This is a genomic window from Streptomyces solicamelliae, assembly GCF_045348655.1.
In the GTDB taxonomy this organism is placed as follows: domain Bacteria; phylum Actinomycetota; class Actinomycetes; order Streptomycetales; family Streptomycetaceae; genus Streptomyces; species Streptomyces solicamelliae.
In genome coordinates this window covers 6,807,267-6,827,689 of the sequence record NZ_CP160404.1, presented here as the reverse complement: position 1 = coordinate 6,827,689, position 20,423 = coordinate 6,807,267, and the positions used below count along the sequence as shown (strand labels likewise).

General features: G+C 71.4%; 20 protein-coding genes and 1 pseudogene. 9 read left to right on the top strand and 12 right to left on the bottom strand.

What is annotated here, in order from left to right; translation table 11 throughout:
* Window positions 1-72: 72 nt before the first annotated feature.
* Genes ABZO31_RS31470 through ABZO31_RS31460 form a run of 3 tightly spaced genes read right to left on the bottom strand, consistent with a single transcriptional unit; the run spans window position 73 to window position 2,836 of the window.
* Window positions 73-786: an enoyl-CoA hydratase/isomerase family protein gene (locus tag ABZO31_RS31470; protein WP_406864731.1), complete on the bottom strand. Its 714-nt coding sequence runs from the start codon at window positions 784-786 to the stop codon at window positions 73-75.
* On the bottom strand, window positions 783-1,607 hold the full coding sequence (locus ABZO31_RS31465; RefSeq protein ID WP_406864730.1) for an SDR family oxidoreductase: 825 nt from the start codon (window positions 1,605-1,607) through the stop codon (window positions 783-785). The genes ABZO31_RS31470 and ABZO31_RS31465 overlap by 4 nt, the downstream gene beginning before the upstream one ends.
* Window positions 1,604-2,836, bottom strand: a complete 1,233-nt coding sequence (locus ABZO31_RS31460) for an acyl-CoA dehydrogenase family protein (RefSeq protein WP_406864729.1) — start codon at window positions 2,834-2,836, stop codon at window positions 1,604-1,606. Before ABZO31_RS31460 ends, ABZO31_RS31465 begins: the two co-directional genes overlap by 4 nt.
* A 56-nt stretch (window positions 2,837-2,892) precedes the next feature.
* On the opposite strand from ABZO31_RS31460, the gene ABZO31_RS31455 reads away from it, so the two are divergent.
* Window positions 2,893-3,642 (top strand): PaaX family transcriptional regulator C-terminal domain-containing protein, encoded by a 750-nt coding sequence (locus ABZO31_RS31455; RefSeq protein WP_406864728.1) that lies wholly within the window; start codon window positions 2,893-2,895, stop codon window positions 3,640-3,642.
* A 71-nt stretch (window positions 3,643-3,713) separates the two neighbouring features.
* Here the strand turns inward: ABZO31_RS31455 and ABZO31_RS31450 are convergent, their stop codons facing one another.
* Complete coding sequence (locus tag ABZO31_RS31450) at window positions 3,714-5,168, bottom strand: RNB domain-containing ribonuclease (RefSeq protein WP_406864727.1); 1,455 nt, start codon at window positions 5,166-5,168, stop codon at window positions 3,714-3,716.
* Window positions 5,169-5,352: 184 nt separating this feature from the next.
* Between ABZO31_RS31450 and ABZO31_RS31445 the strand changes: the two genes are divergently transcribed.
* Both ABZO31_RS31445 and ABZO31_RS31440 read left to right on the top strand, forming a co-directional pair.
* Complete coding sequence (locus ABZO31_RS31445; protein ID WP_406864726.1) at window positions 5,353-6,246, top strand: AraC family transcriptional regulator; 894 nt, start codon at window positions 5,353-5,355, stop codon at window positions 6,244-6,246.
* Between the two features lie 195 nt (window positions 6,247-6,441).
* Window positions 6,442-7,260 carry an SDR family NAD(P)-dependent oxidoreductase gene (locus ABZO31_RS31440; protein ID WP_406864725.1) on the top strand — a complete coding sequence of 273 codons (819 nt, stop codon included), beginning with the start codon at window positions 6,442-6,444 and terminating at the stop codon, window positions 7,258-7,260.
* Window positions 7,261-7,277: 17 nt separating this feature from the next.
* Here ABZO31_RS31440 and ABZO31_RS31435 read toward each other — a convergent pair whose 3' ends face one another.
* Window positions 7,278-7,643 carry an iron chaperone gene (locus ABZO31_RS31435; RefSeq protein WP_406864724.1) on the bottom strand — a complete coding sequence of 122 codons (366 nt, stop codon included), beginning with the start codon at window positions 7,641-7,643 and terminating at the stop codon, window positions 7,278-7,280.
* A gap of 226 nt (window positions 7,644-7,869) precedes the next feature.
* Between ABZO31_RS31435 and ABZO31_RS31430 the strand changes: the two genes are divergently transcribed.
* The 4 genes and pseudogenes from ABZO31_RS31430 (at window position 7,870) to ligA (ending at window position 11,204) form a co-directional block, all read left to right on the top strand.
* The gene (locus tag ABZO31_RS31430; RefSeq protein ID WP_406864723.1) at window positions 7,870-8,190 is read left to right on the top strand and encodes a hypothetical protein; all 321 of its coding nucleotides are present in this window, start codon (window positions 7,870-7,872) and stop codon (window positions 8,188-8,190) included.
* Between the two features lie 123 nt (window positions 8,191-8,313).
* Window positions 8,314-8,805, top strand: coding sequence for a DUF2975 domain-containing protein (locus tag ABZO31_RS31425; protein WP_406864722.1), 492 nt, complete (start codon window positions 8,314-8,316; stop codon window positions 8,803-8,805).
* A pseudogene (locus tag ABZO31_RS31420) lies at window positions 8,805-9,023 on the top strand (helix-turn-helix domain-containing protein); the annotation flags it as partial. The gene ABZO31_RS31425 and the pseudogene ABZO31_RS31420, both read left to right, overlap by 1 nt.
* Before the next feature lie 135 nt (window positions 9,024-9,158).
* Window positions 9,159-11,204: an NAD-dependent DNA ligase LigA gene (gene ligA, locus ABZO31_RS31415; protein ID WP_406865538.1), complete on the top strand. Its 2,046-nt coding sequence runs from the start codon at window positions 9,159-9,161 to the stop codon at window positions 11,202-11,204.
* Between the two features lie 54 nt (window positions 11,205-11,258).
* Here the strand turns inward: ligA and abc-f are convergent, their stop codons facing one another.
* Together abc-f and ABZO31_RS31405 are read right to left on the bottom strand one after the other, a co-directional pair.
* Window positions 11,259-12,911 (bottom strand): ribosomal protection-like ABC-F family protein, encoded by a 1,653-nt coding sequence (abc-f, locus tag ABZO31_RS31410; protein WP_406864721.1) that lies wholly within the window; start codon window positions 12,909-12,911, stop codon window positions 11,259-11,261.
* Between the two features lie 227 nt (window positions 12,912-13,138).
* A complete protein-coding gene (locus tag ABZO31_RS31405; RefSeq protein ID WP_406864720.1) occupies window positions 13,139-13,795 on the bottom strand; it encodes a TetR/AcrR family transcriptional regulator in 657 nt (218 codons plus the stop codon).
* A 132-nt stretch (window positions 13,796-13,927) separates the two neighbouring features.
* Here ABZO31_RS31405 and ABZO31_RS31400 point away from each other — a divergent pair, with 132 nt between their 5' ends.
* Both ABZO31_RS31400 and ABZO31_RS31395 read left to right on the top strand, forming a co-directional pair.
* Window positions 13,928-14,938, top strand: coding sequence for a hypothetical protein (locus tag ABZO31_RS31400; protein ID WP_406864719.1), 1,011 nt, complete (start codon window positions 13,928-13,930; stop codon window positions 14,936-14,938).
* 132 nt (window positions 14,939-15,070) lie between these two features.
* Window positions 15,071-15,478, top strand: coding sequence for an FKBP-type peptidyl-prolyl cis-trans isomerase (locus tag ABZO31_RS31395; RefSeq protein ID WP_406864718.1), 408 nt, complete (start codon window positions 15,071-15,073; stop codon window positions 15,476-15,478).
* A gap of 81 nt (window positions 15,479-15,559) precedes the next feature.
* On the opposite strand, the gene ABZO31_RS31390 is transcribed toward ABZO31_RS31395, so the two are convergent.
* From ABZO31_RS31390 to ABZO31_RS31370, 5 genes are read right to left on the bottom strand one after another with little or no spacing between them, the layout of a single operon-like run.
* Window positions 15,560-16,183 (bottom strand): alpha/beta fold hydrolase, encoded by a 624-nt coding sequence (locus ABZO31_RS31390; protein WP_406864717.1) that lies wholly within the window; start codon window positions 16,181-16,183, stop codon window positions 15,560-15,562.
* A 23-nt stretch (window positions 16,184-16,206) separates the two neighbouring features.
* Window positions 16,207-17,022 carry a DUF1295 domain-containing protein gene (locus ABZO31_RS31385; RefSeq protein WP_406864716.1) on the bottom strand — a complete coding sequence of 272 codons (816 nt, stop codon included), beginning with the start codon at window positions 17,020-17,022 and terminating at the stop codon, window positions 16,207-16,209.
* The gene (locus tag ABZO31_RS31380; RefSeq protein ID WP_406864715.1) at window positions 17,019-18,305 is read right to left on the bottom strand and encodes a class I SAM-dependent methyltransferase; all 1,287 of its coding nucleotides are present in this window, start codon (window positions 18,303-18,305) and stop codon (window positions 17,019-17,021) included. The genes ABZO31_RS31385 and ABZO31_RS31380 overlap by 4 nt, the downstream gene beginning before the upstream one ends.
* Window positions 18,302-19,051 carry a DUF1365 domain-containing protein gene (locus ABZO31_RS31375; protein ID WP_406864714.1) on the bottom strand — a complete coding sequence of 250 codons (750 nt, stop codon included), beginning with the start codon at window positions 19,049-19,051 and terminating at the stop codon, window positions 18,302-18,304. The genes ABZO31_RS31380 and ABZO31_RS31375 overlap by 4 nt, the downstream gene beginning before the upstream one ends.
* On the bottom strand, window positions 19,048-20,304 hold the full coding sequence (locus tag ABZO31_RS31370) for an NAD(P)/FAD-dependent oxidoreductase (RefSeq protein ID WP_406864713.1): 1,257 nt from the start codon (window positions 20,302-20,304) through the stop codon (window positions 19,048-19,050). Before ABZO31_RS31370 ends, ABZO31_RS31375 begins: the two co-directional genes overlap by 4 nt.
* Window positions 20,305-20,423 lie beyond the last annotated feature (119 nt).

The window sequence follows — 20,423 nt, the reverse complement described above, 5'->3', positions numbered from 1 at the left end:
CGCGCGGCCGTGTCGAGCCTCTCGGCCGGCCGGCGGCTTGGGACGCCGGCCCGGCGACCACGGGTCAGTACCTCAACCCTGGGGCAGCCCCGTACCGTTGCGCTGGAAGTCGAGCAGCCGCTCGTTCTCGTAGCTGATCCGGTTCGCCGTGCTCTCGAGGTCGCGGAACATCTGCTTCAGCGTTCGGATGCCCTGAGCCGACTGTCGTGCGACGAGTCCTGCCAGGTCGAGCGCTGCTGCCTCCGCCTGGTCTGCGGGCGCGGTGCGCTGGACCAGGCCGAGCGACACGGCTTCTTCCGCTCCGACCGAACGGCCTGTGTAGATCAGGTCCTTGGCGCGCGAGAGTCCGACCAACTGGGTCAACCGTGCCGGTCCGACCGGCACGCCCAGCCGGGCTCCCGCCCATGCCAGCTTCAGGTTGTCCCCGGCTACGCGCAGGTCGCAGCCGGCGACGATCTCGGCACCGGCACCCACGCAGTTGCCCACGCAGACGGCGATCGTCGGCACGGGAACGTGTTCGACGAGCCGGTAGAGCTCCGCGAACGCCTCCATCCGGGCGACTCCGCCTGACTCGTCCAGCGCCTCTGTCACATCCGCGCCGGCGCAGAAGGCCGTGGTCGACGTCGTCGACAGGACGAGTGCCCGGAGGCCGGCGTCCCGGGACAGATCGGCCAGCGCGGCGTTGATGAGACGAAGCGTGGCGTCGTCGAGGGCATTGCGCTTGTCGGGGCGATCGATCCGGAGGATCTCGATGCCGTCGTCGCGACGTTCTCTCAGGAGGGTCATGACGGACGGTCGACGAAGATGTCGTACTGGAGGTCGCCGGTCCCGCCGTACTGTGACAGATCCGTGGTTCCGGCGTCGCGGAGCACGTCCACGTCGAGGAAGGTGTTCCCGGTGCACTCGCGTGCGGGTCGGCTCAGGATCTCCACTGCGGCGTCGGCGACGATCTCGGGGGTGCGCGACTTCTCGATCGCCGCGTCCCCGCCGAGGATGTTCTGCACGGCAGCGGTGGCGATGTAGGTCTCGGGCCACAGGCAGTTGGCCGCCACGCCCTGCTCGGCGTACTCCGCGGCCCATCCCAGCGTCAACAGGGTCATCCCGTACTTCGCCATCGTGTACGCCGGGTGCGCGCCGAGCCAGTGCGGCGACAGGTTGAGAGGCGGAGACAGGGAGAGGATGTGCGGGTTGGACGCCTGGCGCAGGTGCGGGAGCGCCTTGCTGGAGAGCAGGTGGGTGCCGCGCAGCTGGATCTGCGTCATCAGGTCGAATCGCTTCATGGGCAGGTCTTCGGTGGCGTCCAGCGCCAGCGCGGAGGCGTTGTTGACCACGATGTCGATTCCGCCGAACCGCTCGACCGCTCGGGCGACCGCGTTCTCGACCGACGATTCGTCGCGGACGTCGCCGACCACGGGCAGGGCGCTGCCGCCTGCCGCCTCGATCTCGGCGGCGGCCGTGTGGATGGTGCCGGGGAGCCGGGGGTGCGGCTTGTCGGTCTTGGCGAGGAGTACGACATTGGCGCCGCGGCGGGCCGCGGCGATCGCGATGGCGAGTCCGATGCCGCGGCTGCCGCCGGACATGATCATGGTGCGGCCTTCGAGGCTCATCCGGTGACCTCCTTGCCGAAGATGGTGCGGGCGATGATCCACTTCTGGATCTCGTTGGTGCCCTCGTAGATCTCGCCGATCTTGCTGTCCCGGTAGATCGCCTCGACCGGTCCCGGTGTGCCGTCGGCGCTGAGTTCGCGGGCGAAGCCGAGACCGCCGAACGCCTGGACAGCATCGCGGGCCATGTCGACCGAGAGCCGGGTCGCATAGTGCTTGGCCATCGCCGCTTCCGGATCGGGGAACAGTTCACCGGCGTCGCGGCGCAGTGCTGCCTTGAGGTAGAGGGTGCGGGCGTTCTCGATCTCGGTTGCCCGGTCGGCCAGCAGGAACTGCCAGTGCTGGTTGGCGGCGACCGGCTTGCCGAACGCGTGCCGGCTGGTCAGGTGGGCGACGGTGTGGTCGAACGCCGCCTGGGCCATGCCGACCCCGGCGGCCGCGATGCCGATGCGGCCCAGGGTGAGGGTCGCCAGCGCGTGGCGAAGACCGTGGCCTTCCCGCCCGCCGAGCAGGGCGTCGTCGCCCAGCTCGACGTTGTCGTACCAGACGTCGGCCGTCAGCTGGCCTCGGTTGCCCATCTTCAGATCGGGCGCGCCGACCCGGACACCGGGGAGGGTGGTGTCGACGATGAACAGCGAAAGCCGGTCGCCGGTGCGGGCCAGCGTGACGATGAACCTCGCCACGGGAGAGTTCGAGATCCAGCGCTTGCGGCCGTTGAGAACCCAGCCGTCGCCCTTGCGCACGGCGACGGTCCGCACCGCCTGCGGGCTCAGGTCCGAGGAAGCGTCCGGCTCGGTGGTGGCGAAGGCGCCGACCATCGAGCCCTCGGCCACTCCCCTCAGCCAGATCTGCTGCTGAGCCTCGGTCCCGTGGCTCAGGGCGCTGCCCGCGAGGATGCAGTGCACGTCGAAGACCGCCGCGATGCTGCTCGAGTAGTAGGCCAGTTCCTCGATCGCGACGGCCGTGGCGGTGACGGCGTGCGCGAGTCCGTCGCCGCCCACCTCGGACCGGAAGGGCAGGCGGTAGAGCCCGGCTGAGGCGAGGGCGTCGAAGACGTCGCGCGGAAAGCCGTCGACGCGCTCGTCACCCTGGGCGATTCGGCGCGCGGCAGGTGCCACGACGTCGGTTGCGGTCTTCCGGACCCGGGCTCGGACGTCGATGGTCTCCTCGGGGGACAGCAGGTCGTGATACAGGCGGTCTGCCTGCCGGGCGGGGTTCAGGATCGTGGACATGGCCCCGGACATTACATCTTCTCGGCGACCGTGCAAATCCTGTAAGGTCATGGGTGATGTCAGAGAATGCCAACGCCACGAATGTCCTTCGGCCCCTCTCCACGCGATCGGCGCTGCTCAGCCTGCTCCTCAGCGCCGAGGAGCCGGCCCTGTCCGCGCGCGAGCTCATCGCGGGCGGCCGGCTCATCGGCTTCAGCGAACCCACCATCCGCGTCGCCCTGTCCCGCATGGTCACCGCCGGTGACATGACGCGCACCGACGACGGCGGATACCGGCTCTCGGAACGCCTGCAGCACCGCCAGCAGCGCCAGGAGGAAGCGATCCACGTGCGCACTCGGGACTGGTCCGGTGAGTGGGACATGGTGGTGGTCACCGCGTCCGGCCGTTCCGCCGCCGACCGGGCGGGCCTGCGCGCGGAACTCGCCGAGCTGCGCCTCGCCGAGCTGCGCGAAGGCGTCTGGCTGCGTCCGGCGAACCTGGAGCTGACCTGGCCCGGCCACCTCGACAGCGTGTGCGAACGACTCACCACGAGGCCCGCGCGCGACCCCGCGGAACTCGCAGCCCACCTGTGGGACCTCCCCGCCTGGGCCGACCGAGCCCGCGCCCTGCTGGCGGCGACCGACACCACCGACCCCGCGCTGCGGTTCACCGCGTGCGCCACGTCGGTGCGCCACCTGCTCGAGGATCCCGCGCTCCCCGAGGAGTTGCTCCCGGCCGACTGGCCCGGCGCCGAGCTGCGGAAAGCCCACATCGAGTACAACCGCTGGCTGATCGAGACCCGACGGGCACTGACCGCGACCGCTTGAACGAGAGAACACATGACACGCCGGGCCCGTGATCGTCGCCACGCCGTCCGGGAACTCGCTGCGACGGGCCGCTACGCCACCGTGTTGAAGAGGATCTTGTGCCTGCTGGAGAAGAGGGGATCGGCCCGGGTGAGCTTGGCCTGGACGTTCACGCCCAGGCCGAGCTTGGCGCCGGACGTGATCCTGCCCATCACGGCGGGCTCCGCCAGATACACCGTGCCCCTCTTCGGCTCGCCGTCCTCCGCGTCGGTGTCGATGACCGTGCCGCCGAAGATCTGGCCCACCCGGTCCTTGAGCACTGCGGCCTCCACCAGGTCCACCGAGCGCCGGTCCGCCAGCTTCCCCTTCCCCCGCGCCATGTCGCACGGGAGGCAGTGAAGGGCGTCGAGCACCCAGGGCGGCGGGGGCTCGCCGGCGCACGCGGCCACGCAGAGCTCACCGGTGTAACGGTCGATCAGGCGCCGTAGCGGGGCCGTGCAGTAGGTGTACGGGGCCGCGATCGACGCATGGCCCGTGTGCTGCGGGAGCTGGTGGTCACGGAAGGTGGTGTACTCCGCCTTGAGCAACATGGCGGTGGCCTCGCTGAGGAAGGCCATGTGCTTCCGGTCGGCCGGGTCGAGGGAGTTGACCAGCGCGGCGTACGTGACGCCCGGCTCCCACGTGATGCCCAGGCACTTCGCGATGTCGTGCACGCGCCGGATCTCGCCCTTGTCGTCCTGCTCCTTCTGGGTCCGCAGGATCCCGGTACCGCTGTCCAGCATGATCCGCGCCGCGGCCATCCCGGTCATGAGGGAGATCTGCTCGTTCCAGCCCTCCACGGGCAAGGCCGCGGCGTAGCTCAGCCGGAACGATCCGTCCTTCAGGGTGACCTCCTGGTCGGGCAGGTGCACCGAGACCCCGCCGCGCGCGGCCTCGACGGCCTCCCGCAGCTTGCCGATCTCGCGCAGCAGGGCGACGGACTCCTCGGCCGTTCCGGCCTCGATGTCCTGTTGGACGCCCAGGTAGTCGAGTTTGGCCCGGCTGCGTACCCTGGCCCGGCTCACGGTCGAGTCGGTCACGTTGCCGTCGGCGTCGAGGTCGTGCTGCCACAGCAGGGCGGGGACGACCTGGTCCGGGAGCAGGCTGGCCGGCCCCTCGGAGATCGACGGCGGGTGCAGGGGCACCTTGAGGTCGGGGAAGTACAGCGTCTCGATCCGGTCGTGGGCCTCGTCGTCCAGCGGGCTCCCGGGTCTGACGAAGGCCGCCACGTCGGCGATGGCGTAGTGCACCCGGTACCCGCCGCCTGACCGCCGCTCCAGGTACATGGCCTGGTCGAGGTCCCTCGAGGCCGGTGGGTCGATCGTGAACAAGGGCAGGTGGGTGGCGTCCTTGTCGGGCAGCTGGACCGACCCCTTGGCGGCCTCCGCGGCTTCGATCACGTGTACGGGAAAATCCGCGGTGGCCTTCAGCTCTGCCCGTAGCTGCTGGAATGCCTTGAGCAGGACGTCCTGGGCCTCGCGGGACATGTTCATCCGACGGCGTCGCATGTGCCGAGCGTACGGTCGCGAACACGGAGCGGCACGGCGGGCTGGTCCGGACGGGCACTCCCGGAGTTCGCTCCGGGCTCGTGGCGACGTGGTCCGTCACCCGATCGTTTCGGGCACGGATCGTCGGGTCCTGGAAGGGTGGTCACTCCTACGTTGAAGGCAACAGAGGGAAGGACACGCGCCCGTGCTGGAGCAGCTCAACCAGGCGCTCGACCACATCGAGCACTGCCTCGAGGCGGAGGCCGGCCGGGAGCTCGACATCGCCGAGGTCGCCAGGATCGCGACGACGTCGCAGTACCACTTCCGGCGCCTGTTCTCCGCGCTCGCCGGGATGCCGCTGTCCGTGTACGTACGACGCCGGCGCATGACACTCGCCGGCGCCGAGGTACTGGACGGGGAGCGGACGCTGCTCGACGTGGCCGTGCGCTACGGCTATGGCTCGGGCGAAGCGTTCGCGCGCGCGTTCCGGTCGGTGCACGGCATCGGACCGAACGAGGCCCGACGCACAGGCGCGACGCTGACGGCGCAGCCGCGCATGTCCTTCCGAGTCGTCGTCGAAGGGAGTACGACCATGCGGTACCGGATCGTCGAGAAGGAAGCGTTCCGGGTCGTCGGCCGGAAGGCACGGGTCCCGCTCGTGCACGAAGGAGTCAATGCGGCCGCCGCGGCACACGTGGAGAGCCTGGAGCAGCAGGCGATCATCCGGATGAAGGAACTCGCCGACGGGGAGCCTGAGGGAGTCCTGTCCGCGGTGGTGCACCTGACCGACAGCCGGGAGGAAGGCGCCGAGGTCGACTACTGGATCGGCGTGACGGCCGGCCCGGACGCGGCCGCGGAGGAGCTCGACACCCTGGAGGTCCCTGCCGGGACCTGGGCCGTGTTCGACAACCACGGCCCCTACCCCACCGCCCTCCAGGAACTGTGGCGAGACGTGTTCACCCAGTGGTTCCCCTCGAACCCGTACGTGAGCCGGCCCGGCCCGGAACTCCTGCGGACCCAGCCGGTGGAGATCGGCGCGGCCACGGACTCCCAGCTGTGGATCCCGATCGAGCGGAAGACCGCGGGGGCGGGGGCGTGAAACCCGGGCCCTGGACGTCGCCTTCCACCTCGGAGGCGCCGTCCAGGGCCCTACCGGAGTCGGAGCGGTGGTGAGCGACCAGCCCCGACCGAGGCGGCCTGCCGTGGGGTTCGCCGGCCGACCCGGCCCCGGAGCGTCGCCCGCCTAAGATCATCGGGACGGCGACGGCGGACGAGACACGGAGAGGCGGCGGACATGCCGGACGAGCGCGTGTACCTGGTGACCGGGGGCGGAACGGGGATCGGGGCGGCGACCGCGCGTTCTTTGGCCCGGGCGGGACACAAGGTGGCGGTGTCCGGGCGTCGCCCCGAGCCGCTGCGGCTGGTCGCCGAGGAGACCGGCGCCCTGCCCGTACCGTCGGACATCGGAGACCCCACCGCGGTGACCTCACTCGTCGAGACGGTGGTGGGCACGTACGGGCGGCTCGACGGTCTGGTACTCAACGCCGGCATCGGGCGGGGCGGTGGGGTGGGGGACGTGACCCTGGAGGACTGGGACGAGGTCATGCGGACCAACCTCACGGGTCCGTTCCTGCTGCTGCGCGCCGCGCTCCCCCATCTGCTCGACGCCCGCGGCGCGGTGGTCGCGGTGGCCTCGGTGTCCGCCCTGCGCAACGGCGTCGGGAACGCCGCCTACGCCACCTCCAAAGCGGCACTGCTCCAGCTGTGCCGCTCGCTCGCGGTCGACTACGGGGGCGCGGGATTGCGCGCCAACACCGTGTGCCCCAGCTGGGTGCGCACCGACATGGCGGACCGCCGAATGAGCCGGTTCGCCGACGAGGCGGGCCTGGACGGGAACGGTCTGGAGGCGGCGTACGAAGAGGTGACCCGGGTCCTGCCCGCCGGGCGGCCCGGTGAGCCGCAAGAGGTCGCGGAGGCGATCGCCTGGCTGCTGTCACCCGCCGCCTCGTTCGTGAACGGTGCGGTGCTCACCGTCGACGGCGGCGCAACCGCACTCGACCCCGGCACCCTTGCCTTCGAGTTCCGGCTGGAGCCACGCCCCCCGCGGGCCTGACCAAGCGTCTCGCTGCCTCAGCAGACCTTCCCCCGAGGGCCCGCGACGGCGGCGAGGAGGTCGCGGACGAGGTCGTAGTCGATCTTGTCGGGCTTACGGAAGCGGATGCAGCCCTTGCCCATGTCCTGGCCGGCCAGCCGGTCGGCGAACGCCTCGGCGACGTCCGAGCGCATCAGGTAGAACGAGATGTACCGCTTCTGGCTGGCGAAGGCGATCTCCGCCGTGCCGTCTCGGGTGTAGACGGGCATGCCGTACGCGATGGTCTCGTCGAAGCCGACCAGCTGGGCCCGGCACAGCTCGCGCAGCCTGGCCAGCGGGGCAGCACGCTCGCCGGTGATCCCGGCGAGGTAGCTGTCGACGTCCGGTGCGGGGGATTCGGCCATGGCCGGGAGTCTATGCCGCCCCCACGCCGGCAGGCCCGCGTCCACCTCCGCCACGAGCCGTGCTCCGTGCGGCTCGGCGCCGGGCAGTTCGGCGTCCTTCGGGACCCCTGTCGCCACTCCGACGGACACGGCCGCTTGCAGTAACCGGGCATCAGACGGGTCGGAGCCTGGTCTGGGGGCCGACCTGGGGATCAGTGCCGAGGAGTACGGGCATTTCCTTGTGCGCATGTTCGATGTCTGGTTCGACGACCTCGACCGCACTATCGCCGTCGAGCCCTTCGGCCAGCACATCGCCCGGATTCTCGGCGATGCCGTGGCCCACAGTTGCTTCTGCACCCGAAGCTGCCATCGCTTCTTTCTCGGGATCTCACCCGACGGCGACCTCTTCCCCTGCGGCATGTTCCAGGGCGAGTCGGCGTTCCGCTACTCGAAGATCCCCGAGACGAAGGACTACTACGGCGCCGGATACAGGATGTATTTCGAGCACGCTCTGCGTCGCGTCCACGAGGACGTCTCCCGCGCGACACGTGCATGCCGGGTGGGGTGACACGGCTCCCCGGCGGGGTGGGGCGGGAACCTCGCGGAACCGCCACCCGCCCTCCGTGCCACCGCTTGCCCCGCCTATCGAGATTCGATAGATTCCCATCGCAACTCGATGGAAGGGTGAATCATGGGAAAGCTGGCAGTGCGCGCGCTTCGTGCCGTGCTCGTGGTGGTGCTCGCCGGCACCGTGTTCGTACAGGCAGGGATGGCGTGGGTGCTGGTCAGCGGGAACGACCCGGAGGACGGGTCGCTGCCGCTGACCCCGCTGCGCGTGATCACGATCCTGGGCATGGTGTCGGTCCAGGTCGCCCTGGTCTGCGTGTGGCGGCTGGTGACGATGGTGCGACGCGGAACCGTGTTCTCCCATGCCGCCTTCCGGTACGTGGACGGCGTGATCGGCTCGATCGTGGCGGCCGCCCTGTTGTGGTTCGCGGTCACGGCCCTCAATGCGCCGGGCCAGCGGGACGACCCGGGCGTCACCGTCATCATGGGCGGGGTCGGCGTGGCCATCCTGGGGGTCGCGCTCATCGTGTACGTGCTGCGGACGCTGCTCGCCCAGGCCGTCGCGCGCGATGTCGAAGCGGCGCAGATGAAGGCCGAGTTGGACGAGGTGATCTGATGCCCATCGTCGTCGACATCGACGTGATGCTGGCCAGGCGGAAGATGTCCGTGGGCGAGCTCGCGGACCGCGTAGGGATCACACCCGCCAACCTGGCGGTACTCAAGAACGGCCGCGCCAAGGCGGTGCGCTTCGCGACACTCGCCGCACTGTGCGAGGTGCTCCGATGCCAGCCGGGCGACCTGCTGCGTTGGGAGGCCGACGATGCAGCGGACGGATCACGTGCCCCGGCGCCGGCCGTGGATCGCCGATCCCCGGCAGCACCGTCCTGACCCCGTCGGGCAGATTCCGGTCGACCTGCACCGCACATCTCCTGGGGGCGGGCGGGGGCGTTGTCAGTGGTGGGCAGCATGATGACGTTCATGACCGAAAACAGTGCTCTGCTCTCCCCTGCTGCGTACGTGGAGGCGGTGACCACCGCCGTGGCGGCGTCGGCCGCGTACTACGGCGACGGGACCACGCCGCTCGGTGACGACGAATACGACGGGCTGCTGCGCGCGATCGCGGCCTACGAGGAGGCCCACCCGGACGAGGTGCTCGCCGAGTCGCCGACCGGGAAGGTGGCCGGTGGCGCCGTGCAGGGTGACGTGCCGCACTCGGTGCCGATGCTCTCCCTCGACAACGTCTTCGACGCCGACGAACTCGCCGAGTGGGCCGCCGGGCTGGAGCGGCGTCTGGGACGCCCTGTGGCCGGGTGGTGTGTGGAGCCGAAGCTCGACGGCCTCGCGGTGGCCGCCCGGTACCGGGGTGGTCGGCTCGTTCAGATCCTCACCCGCGGCGACGGCCTGGCCGGCGAGGACATCACCCACGCTGCCGACGCCGTCCTCGGTCTGCCCCCGGTACTCACCAGGCCGATCGACATCGAACTGCGCGGCGAGGTGCTGCTGACGACCGCGCAGTTCGAGGAGGCCAACCGGATCCGGCTCGCCCACGAGGCCACGCCCTTCGCGCACCCGCGCAGCGGAGCGGCCGGCACGCTGCGTGCCAAGGACCGCCCCTACCGGATCGAGTTGACCTTCTTCGCCTACGGCGCGATCGGCCTGGACGACCTCGGCCACGCCGCTCTGCTGGAGGACCTGGCCGTGCTCGGCGCGAACACGGCCGCCAGTACGGCCGCCGCCCCGATGCGATGCGAGACCGTGGAGCAGGTGCAGGAGCGCATCGAGGTGATCGCCGGACTGCGCGCAGACCTGCCGTTCGGGATCGACGGTGTCGTCGTCAAGGCCGACGACGTCGAGGACCAGCGGCAGGCAGGCAACGGCTCGCGCGCCCCGAGGTGGGCGGTGGCCCGGAAACTGGCGGCCGAGCACAAGGTGACGCGCCTGCTGGCGGTGGAGTGGAACGTCGGCCGGACCGGGATCATCGCCCCGCGCGCTGTTCTGGAGCCCGTGGTCATCGACGGGGTGACGGTCACGTACGCCACGCTTCACAATCCGTCCGACATCACCCGTCGCGGGCTCATGATCGGCGACCAGGTGTTCGTGTACCGGGCCGGCGACGTGATCCCCCGGGTCGAGGCGCCGCTGACCGACCAGCGCACCGGCGCGGAGAGCCCGATCGTCTTCCCCGAGACGTGCCCCCGCTGTGACGACGCGATCGACACCTCCGAACAGCGGTGGCGGTGCGTGCGCGGCCGCAGCTGTCAGGCCGTGGCCTCGGTGATCTACGCGGCCGGCCGGGACCAGCTCGACATCGAAGGTCTCGGCGGCACGCGCGCGATCCAGCTGGTGGAAGCAGGTCTGGTCAAGGACATCGCCGACCTGTTCACCCTGACCCGCGAGCAGCTCCTCGGTCTGGAGCGGATGGGCGAGACCAGCGCCACCAACCTCCTGGCCGCGATCGAGACCGCCCGCGGGGCCGCGTTGAGCCGCGTGTTCTGCGCCCTCGGCGTCCGGGGCACCGGGCGCACGATGTCCCGGCGGATCGCCGCGCACTTCGGGTCGATGGCCGCGGTCCGGGCCGCCGACGCGGACACACTGGCCGGGGTCGACGGCATCGGTGCCGAGAAGGCCCGCGTCATCGCGGCCGAACTCGTCGAACTCGCCCCGCTCCTCGACAAGCTCCAGGCCCAGCGGGTCGGCACCCAGGTCACCGAGCCGCAGAGGCCCACGGCCGACGGAGACGAGGCGGCCGAGGACTCGGCGGGAGGCCCGCTGGCGGGACAGGCCGTCGTGGTGACCGGCTCCATGACCGGCGCCCTCGCGGCGCTGTCCCGGAACGCGATGAACGAGCTGATCGAGCGGGCCGGCGGAAAGGCCTCGTCGTCGGTGTCCAAGCGGACCACCCTCCTGGTCGCGGGCGAGAAGGCCGGCTCCAAGCGCACCAAGGCCGAAGAGCTCGGCATCCGCATCCTCGGCCCCGAGGAGTTCGCCGCGCTCGTCGCCGACCTGCTCCCCTAGCCGTCGTCGCCCACCGGCCTGGGCACAGCCCTGCCCCGACCGGGCCGGACACGGTCAGCGCCTGCGGCCCGCGTGCAGTTCCAGTCGCTCGGCTTCGAAGCGCGCACGGAAGTCGCGATCGTGCGAGACCGCGACCACCGCCCCCGGGTACGCCGCGAGCGCCGCCTGAAGGTCCTCGACCAGGTCGAGTGCGATGTGGTTGGTCGGCTCGTCGAGGACGAGGAGGTCCGCGGGCCGGGTCACCAGGTTCGCGATCTGCAGCCGCCGCTGCTGTCCCACGGACAGTGCGGCGACCGGGACGTGCAGGTCCTGTTCACGGAAGAGGCCCAAGGACAGGAGCTGTTCGGCGTACTCGTCCGCCGGCCCGGGCCGGCCGGTGGCGAACGCGGCGAGCAGTGTCGACCGCGTGGCGCGCGCGGGCAGTTCCTGAGCGAGGTAGCCGATGCGAGGGGGGCGGCGCGCCGTGCCCGCGTCCGGCTGCAGGTCGCCCGCCAGGACGCGAAGCAGCGTCGTCTTGCCCGCTCCGTTCTCGCCCGTGACCAGGAGGCGCCCTCCGGCCTCGATCGCCAGGAGCCCGTCCAGGCACAGCCGTTCGCCGACCCGTACGTCGTCGAGTTCGGCGAGTGCGCCCTGGACCGGGTCGCCGGCTGCCGACGGCAGGGCCGTCGTGAACCTGAGCGGTACCGGCGGCTTCGCCACCGGGTCGCGCCGCAGCCGATCCAGGCGCTCCCGCACCGAGCGCACCTGCCCGCCGAGCTTCGCCTCGCTGGAGCGGCGGTGCTTGCCGAAGCCCTGCTTCGGGTCGCGCCCGGTGGTGGCCAGCCTCCTGCCCACGGCCTCCAACAGCTCCTCCGCGCGGGCCACTTCCTCGACCCAGTCCGCGTACCGCTGCTCCGCTCCGCGGCGGGCGGCGGCCTTCGCGGCGCGGTAGCCGGCCCAGCCGTCGCCGTACCGGCGCACGGTGCACTCGTCCCGGTCGACCTCGAGGATCGTGGTGGCGATGCGTTCCAGGAAGCCGCGGTCGTGGGTGACCGCGACGACGGTGCCGCCATGTGCGCGCAGGTGTTCCTCCAGCCATCGCACGGCCGCCGCGTCGAGGTGGTTCGTCGGCTCGTCCAGGAGCAGCAGTTCGGGGGCGGCGGCGAGGACGCAGGCCAGCGCCAGGCGCGACTGCTCGCCGCCGGACAGTGAGCCGAGCAGGCGTTCTCGGGTGATCCGGACCAGCCCCAGCCCGTGCATGGCTGCATCCACGCGGGCGTCCGCCTCGTATCCGCCGCGTGCCTCGTAGGCGGTCAACAGTTCGCCGTACGCGTCGAGTTCCTCGCCCCCCGCGTCGGCGAGGGACTCCTCCGCGGCACGGAGCCTTCGCTCCATGGCGCGCAGTTCGGTCAGAGCAAGGTCGACGGCGTCCTGCACGGTGCAGTCCGCGTCGAGGTCGAGGGTCTGGGCGAGGTGGCCGGTTCCGCCGGGAAAACGGACGGTGACCTCCCCGGCGTCCGGTGTCTCGGCCGCGGCGAGCAGCCGCAGCAGGGTGGACTTGCCGGAGCCGTTCTCACCGATGACGGCGGCCTTCTCGCCGGGCCGGACGGTGAAGGAGACCTGGTCGAGGACGGCCCGGGTGCCGTACGACTTCGTGACGGACTTGACTGACATCTGAGCCACGGCGGGGGCGTTGGTGCGCAGGGCGGAAGGAGCGCGGTCGCGCATAGGACTTTCCCTAGGCATACGAAGGGTCAACGGGCAGCAGAAACGGCATCAGGGGCCGTGCCCGGACTCAGACGAAGAAGAAAGCCATGGCCCCACCATAACAAGACGCGTCGTCTCGCTCCAGTTCATGCGGAGCGCGAAGTCCGTGATCCCCGGCGCCCGCTCGTCCGGGGACAGCATGTTCCGGATCTACTGCCTGCTCAGCCGACGCCCCAGTCGGGTCGGCTTCACGACTGGGTGTGTTGCTCGGCGGCGTCGAACGCGGGCGCGAGCGGGGCCAGCGCAGCGCGGAGCCGGTCGGGCAGTGAGCCGGAGGGCACGACCAGCCCTCCGGCGGCGCGACTTTCGGCGACCTCCGCGTTCCGGGCCGGCCGGAGCCAGCCCTCCAGCGCGATGCGAACTGCCGCGGCCACGCTTGCCGCGAGGACGCGGGCCGTGTCCGCTTCGGCGTCGTCCAGGCGTTCGGCGATCACCGCCGTGAGAGGGGGTTCGATGCCGGCGGTGGTATCGAGGAACGCGTCGCGCAGCGCGGTCTGGGTGGTGATCAGCAGCAGCGCCTTGTGTTCGCGCTCGCCGGTGTTCGTGTACTGCTCCACCACTGCTTCGGTGACGGCGTCGGCCAGGCGCACTTCTGCGGGCCGGGCCGCGACCGCCGCCGCGATGCGCGCCTCCCGGTCCGCGGTGACAGCAGAGACGATCGCCTGCTCCCGGCTGGCGAAGTAGTTGTTGTAGGTGCGAGGCGAGACCCCAGCCGCTTCGGCGATGTCCTCGACCCGCACCTGGTCCGGTCCGTGTTCCACCGCCAGGCGCAGGGCCGCCTCGCGAAGCGCCTCGCGTGTGGCCTGCTTCTTCCGCTCCCGGAGCCCTGGCCGTGGTGTCGTCACGACGCCAGCGTTCCACACAAGGCTGCGCAGGTGCAAAATTGCGCACACGCAAACTTGCGTGCACGCACTTTTTCGGCCAGTCTCGACCTGCCCGAGACCGACAGAGAGGACGCCACCATGCGAGCAAGAGGGATGACCTACGACACCGGATTCGTCCTGCACGGCCAGACGTCCCGCGAGCACTTCGACCCCGGGGTGGTCCGGCGCGAGCTCGCCATCATCCGCGACGACCTTCACTGCAACGCGGTCCAGATCATCGGCGGCGACCCGGACCGACTGGAGCTGGCCGCCGGTGCCGCCGCCGAGCTCGGCCTGGAGGTCTGGTTCTCGCCCTATCCGCTGGAGCTGGATCCGGAGCAGATCCTCATGCTCTTCCGTGACTGCGCCGAGCGAGCGGAACGGCTCCGGCGGCAGGGGGCCGCGGTCGTGTTCGTCGCAGGGGTCGAGCTGAGCGTGATGAACCGCGGGTTCCTGACCGGAGAGAACCCCGACGAGCGGGTCGAGCATCTGATGAGCCGACCCGAACGGCGGGCCGAAGCGATGCGCGAGCTCGGCGTGCGCATGAACGCGTTCCTCCGTGATGCCGTGGCCGCGGTCCGCGCGAGCTTCCAGGGCAAGCTCACCTACGCGTCCATCCAGTTCGAGCAGGTCGACTGGACTCCCTTCGACGTGGTGACGTACGAGCTGATCCGCTCCGCCGAGGTCGCCGACCGGTTCCGGGACGCGGTGCGCACCCTGGCCCAAGGCCCGAAGCCGCTCGCCATCACCGGGTTCGGCACCGCGGCCTACCGCGGCGCTGGAGACCGCGGTGGGCGGGTGCTGGAAGTGGTCGAGTACGACCCGACGACCAAGGCCCCGGTACGGCTGGACGGCATGTACGAGCGTGACGAGGCCGGCCAGGCGGCGTATCTGAGAGAACTGCTGGAGATCTTCGAGGCCGAGGGCGTGGACAGCGCGTTCGTGTTCTTGTTCGCGTTGCCCGGCTACCCGCACCGCCCGGACGGCGACCCCAGGGACGACTTGGACCGGGCCGGCCTGGGCATCGTCAAACTCCTCGAAGGGCACCGGGGGCACACCTATCCCGACATGGAATGGGAACCCAAGGCCGCCTTCACGGCAGTGGCGCAGCAGTATCGGAGGTGACGGGCCCACCGGCGTTCAGTCACATCGGGTGCACGTACACTCGCACCACTTCGACATCCTTGTCCGGACCGGTCCCGACATCCTTGTCCGGACCGGTCCCGGACCATGTCAGCCGAGAGTGATGAGACGGCCATGAGTGAACTGACGAAGCCCGAGGTCCATGTTCCGGAGGGTGACGCTCCTACCGAGCTGGTCGTCCGGGACCTGGTCGTCGGGGGTGGGGTCGAGGTGAAGTCGGGCATGGTGGTCAGGGTCCACTACGTCGGGGTGACCTTCGAGTCCGGGAAGGAGTTCGACGCCTCCTGGGACCGAGGTGAGCCGTTCAAGTTCGCCCTGGGCAGTGGAAGGGTCATCAAGGGCTGGGACCGAGGGGTGAAGGGGATGAAGGTCGGCGGTCGGCGCGAGATCATCGTTCCCCCGCGGCTCGGCTACGGCAGTCAGTCGCCCTCGCCGCTGATCCCGGCGGGCTCGACCCTGGTCTTCGTGGTGGATCTGCTGGACGTGTATTCCGGGGCCGCCGGGTGGAGCAGCGCCCAGTGACCCAGTGACCTGGGCGCTCCTCCCTCTCGACGCGCAGCGCCGCCTCCGCGTCGCCGTCGGCACAGCAGCCGGGTCGGGCGGTCAGGCGGTGCCGAGCAGGTCGATCGCGAGCTGGGCCGCCCTCCGGTGCCAGGCGCCGGCGCCGCGCAGCATCGCGTGGCCGCCCGTGGGCATCGCGATGCCGACCGCGTCCGCGCCGGCGGCGCGGGCGCGGACGGCGAAGTGGCGGGAGTCCTCGGCGGAGGTGACACGGTCCGCGTCGTCGTGGAGGAGGTAGACGCGGCGCCCGGTGAGATGGGCGACCGGCTCGCCCGGCGGGCACCACGGCGCCAGCGCGACCACGCCGCGGACGGCCGGCTCCCCCGCGACCCGCAGCGCCGCGCGGCCGCCCATGGAGTGGCCCACCAGAACGACCGGTACGTCCCCGGCCCGGTCCCGTACGGCGTCCAGCGCGGCCCGGGCGTCGCCGGCGGCGTCCGCGCGCGTCCCGTTCCATCCCCGGTGCCGGTAGCGGACGAGGGCCACCAGCAGGGATCGGTCGCCGGCCGCGCGCCGCACCGCCGAGGCGAAGGGCCGCATCCGAAGGGCGGGCAGATTCAGCAGCGGTGGCGCTTCGAGACCGTCGGCGCGGCCGCCGTGGAGGAGCAGTACGGCCCCGGACGGGGTGGGTGACGCCGACAGCGTGATCAGATGGTCGGCGGGCACACGACTCCTGACGTGAGAGTGGTTCACTGCGCGGGACTCCGCTCGCGTGGCGGCCACGGGAAGAACCCGCTGGTGCGCGCCTTGTACGCATCGTAGCCGGGCCGTCCGGCCATGTGGGCCTCCAGAAGTCGCTTGCCGCTGCCCCAGATCAGCAGGCCGCTCATGACGAGCGGCGAGACGACGGTGGCGAGTGCGGGCTGCCAGGAGGCGCAGGCGAACAGGTACAGGCCCCACCAGACGAGGAAGTCGCCGAAGTAGTTGGGGTGCCGGGTCCAGCTCCACAGCCCCCGGTCCATGATCCGGCCCTTGTTGGCCGGGTCGGCCTTGAACCGGCCGAGCTGGAAGTCGCCGACGGCTTCGAAGGAGATCCCAACGAGCCACAGGGCGAGCCCCAGGGCGGCGAGCGCGTCGAGCGGCCGGGGAATGAGCACCGCGAACTGGACGGGCAGGGAGACCAGCCAGACCAGCAGCCCCTGCAGCAGGTAGATCTTGCGGAAGGCGTACAGGGTCGGGTTGCCGGGGGCACGGGCGAGCATCCGGGCGTACCGGGGGTCCTCGCCGTGGCCGCGGCCGCGCCAGGCGATGTGCAGGGCGAGCCGCAGCCCCCACACGACGGTCGCGAGGACGACGGCGGCGCGGCGGCCGTCGTCGCCTTGTCCGTCCGACACCAGCCAGGACACGGCGGCGACGGCCGCGAACGCGGCGCCCCAGGCGATGTCGACGACCCGGTGCATGCGTCTGGCCGTGCCGACGGCGAAGGTGATCAGCATGACGGTGAACGCGGCGCCGGCCGAGGCCGCCAGGACCTGCGGGAGGGCTTCGGTGTCGAAGGCCGTCATACGTCCCCCTCGGTGAGCAGGAGTTGCCGGACGTCCAGGTAGCGTGCGCGGAACCCGGCCTCGGAGTAGGCCAGATAGAGCTCCCACATGCGGCGGAAGGCGTGGTCGAAACCGAGTTCGTGGACGTCCTGCGTGCGGCTGAGGAAGCGCTCGCGCCACAGGCGCAGGGTCTCGGCGTAGTGGTCGCCGTAGCCGGTGTCGGCGGCGATGCGGAGGCCGGCCGCGGCGCTCTGCTCGGCGAGGGCCTCCCGCGACGGGATGAGGCCGCCGGGGAAGACGTACTTGCTGATCCAGGTGTGGGTGCGGGCGGTGGCGAGCATGCGCGCGTGGGGCATGGTGATCGCCTGGAGCGCGACCCGGCCGCCGGGGGCGAGTCGGTCGCGGAGCGCGCCGAAGTAGGCGGGCCAGTACTCCGCGCCCACCGCCTCGATCATCTCGACGCTGACGACGGCGTCGTACTGTCCGTCGACCTCCCGGTAGTCGCGGAGTTCGACGGTGACGCGCTCCGACTGCCCGGCTCGTGCGATGCGTTCGACCGCCAGCGTCCGCTGCTCCTCGGACAGGGTGACGGTACGGACTCGGGCGCCGCGGGCCGCCGCGCGGACGGCGAGCTCGCCCCAGCCGGTGCCGATCTCCAGCAGACGGGTGCCCGGGCCCACCCGGGCCAGGTCGAGCAGCCGGTCGATCTTGCGGTGCTGGGCCTGCACGAGGTCCTCGTGGGCGGCCGGGAGGGCGTCGAAGACCGCCGAGGAGTAGCTGAGGGTCGGGTCGAGGAACTGGGCGAACAGGTCGTTGGACAGGTCGTAGTGGCGGTGGATGTTCTTCCGCGCGCCGTGGAGGGTGTTGAGGTCCTGGACCGGCCGGCGACGGGTCCAGGCGCCGCGCAGCCGCCGGAGCGGCGCCGGTACGAGTTCGTCGACGTGCGTGGCGAACACGGTGAGGACGGCGACGAGGTCGTCGGCGTCCCACTCGCCGGCCATGTAGGACTCGCCGAAGCCGATGAGGCCGTCCGCTCCGATGCGGCGGTGGAAGGCGTCCGGGTCGTGCAGGACGAGCGTCGGACGGCCGTCGCTCGCGGTGAACTGCCCTGGCACAGCCGGGGATTCGCGCCGTATCCGCAGCGGCAGCCGGCCGAGGGCCTGCTCGACGATCCGGCGCGCCAGCGCGGTGCGCAGGGCCGAGGCGCGGGGCAGCCGGGCCACGTCCGGCCAGCGGGCCGGGTCCGCCGGCGGGCGGAGGGGCCGCGTACGGGCGGGCGGGGGCGAGGGGAGGGAGAGCGTCACAGCATGCCTTCCTGGGCGGGCGGAGCGGGCCGGGGCCGGACGGGGAGCCCCTTGAGATACAGCCGGATGCCGTGGAGGCGGATGCCGAGCGAGACCACGGCGGTCGACCACGGGTGACGCAGCGCGGCGGCGAGCACAGTGCGCGGGGTGGCGGGCCGGCGATCGCCCCGTACGGTCGCGGTCAGCGGGCGTGTTCCGTCGCCGTGGCACAGCTGGACGGTGAGGTCGAGGCGTCGGCCGGGCAGCGGCAGCCGCATCCGGTAGGCGCCCTCGACGGCGAAGAACGGCGAGACGTAGAACTCCTTGGCGACCTCGTCCCGGCCCTGCTCATCGGTCCGCAGCAGGTAGCAGTGCCGCTGGCCGTACGTGTTGTGGACCTCCGCGACGACGCACACCAGCCGGCCGGCGCGGTCGTGACACCAGTACAGGGTCAGGGGGTTGAACACGTGGCCCCACTGGCGCGCGTGGGCCAGCATGAGGACTCGCCCGTCCGCGTCGTGGACGCCGTTGGCGGTCAGGTACGCGTCGAGGCCGGCGCGGATGCCGGGAGCGCCGCCGCCGAAGTGGTCCCGGGCGTCGAAACGAGCCAACGGGCGCAGTACACGGGGCAGTTCGGGGAGTTCGTCGACATCGACGAGCCACAGGTAGGTACGGCTGCGGAGCGCGTAGCGGAACGGCGTGACGCGGGTGTGCCTGACCTCGACGTCGTAGAGGGCCGGCACGACGGTCGTGGTTGCGGCGGTCACCACGTCACCCCCAGCGCGCGGGCCGCCTCCACGCCGGAGCGGCAGCCGTCCTCGTGGAAGCCCCAGCCGTGGTAGGCCCCCGCGTAGGCGGTGACCGGGGTGCGCAGCGAGGGCAGCAGCCGCTGGGCGGCCACCGACTCCGGTGTGTAGACGGGGTGTTCGTAGGTCATGCGGGTCAGGACGGCGGAGTCGTCGACCCGGTCCCCCGCGTTGAGCGTGACGACGTGGGGCTCGTCGGAGGGGAGGCGCTGCAGGCGGTTCATGTCGTAGCTGACCTGGACCGAGCCGGGGCGGGCGGTGCAGGAGGGCAGCCAGTAGTTCCACGAGGCGCGGGCGTGCGCGGAGCGGGGCAGCAGGGTGGTGTCGCGGTGCAGCACGGTGGGGTTGCGCGAGTAGCCGAACGCCCCCAGCACCTGCTGCTCCCGCGCGGTGGGGTCGGCCAGGAGACGCAGGGCCTGGTCGGGGTGGACCGCGACGACCACGGCACTGTGCCGTTCCGTCGTGCCGTCCGCGGTGATCACCGTCGCGCCGTCGGCGCCGCGCAGGACGCTCTGCACGGGTGTGGCGGTGCGGACCGAGGCGAGTTGCTTGGCCACCCGCTCCACGTAGACGGCCGAGCCTCCGACGACGGTCCTCCACTGCGGGGAGCCGGTCACGGAGAGCAGTCCGTGGTGCTGCAGGAAGCGGAAGAGGTACGCGGCCGGGTAGCGCAGCGCGGTCTCCGGCGCGCAGGACCACACGGCCGCGACGAGCGGGACAGCGAAGTGCCCGACGAAGTACGGCGAGAAGCGGTGCTCGTCCAGGAAGTCGCCGAGCGTGCGCAGGTCGTCGCCGGCGGCGAGGAGCCGACGTGCGGCGGCGTGGAACCGCGGGACGTCGGCGAGCATCCGGAGGTGCCGCGGCCGGCGCAGGTTCCCGCCGCCCAGCAGGCCGCGCGTGCCGCGGGCGCCCGCGTACTCGAGACCGCAGCCGTCGCACCGTACGGACATGCTCATCTCCGCGTCCTGCGTGGGCACGTCGAGTTCGCGGAAGAGGCGGGTGAGGTGCGGGTAGGTGCGGTCGTTGTGGACGATGAAGCCGGTGTCGACCCGGACGACGCCGCCCTCGCCGGTGGGGAGTTCATGGGTGTGGGCGTGGCCGCCCAGGCGTTCGTCGGCCTCGTACAGGACCACGTCGCAGGAACGCGACAGGACGTACGCCGCCGTCAGCCCCGCGACTCCCGCCCCCACGACCGCCACGCTGCGCCGCTTCATGCTCGTCACCCCTCGTCTCACGGACGTCGGCCTCCGGTGGGCGGCGTCCGTCATCGCTTCTTCGTCGCCGCCGCCCGACCGGATGGGTGTGTTTGCGGATGTCCTCAGAATTCGCTGCG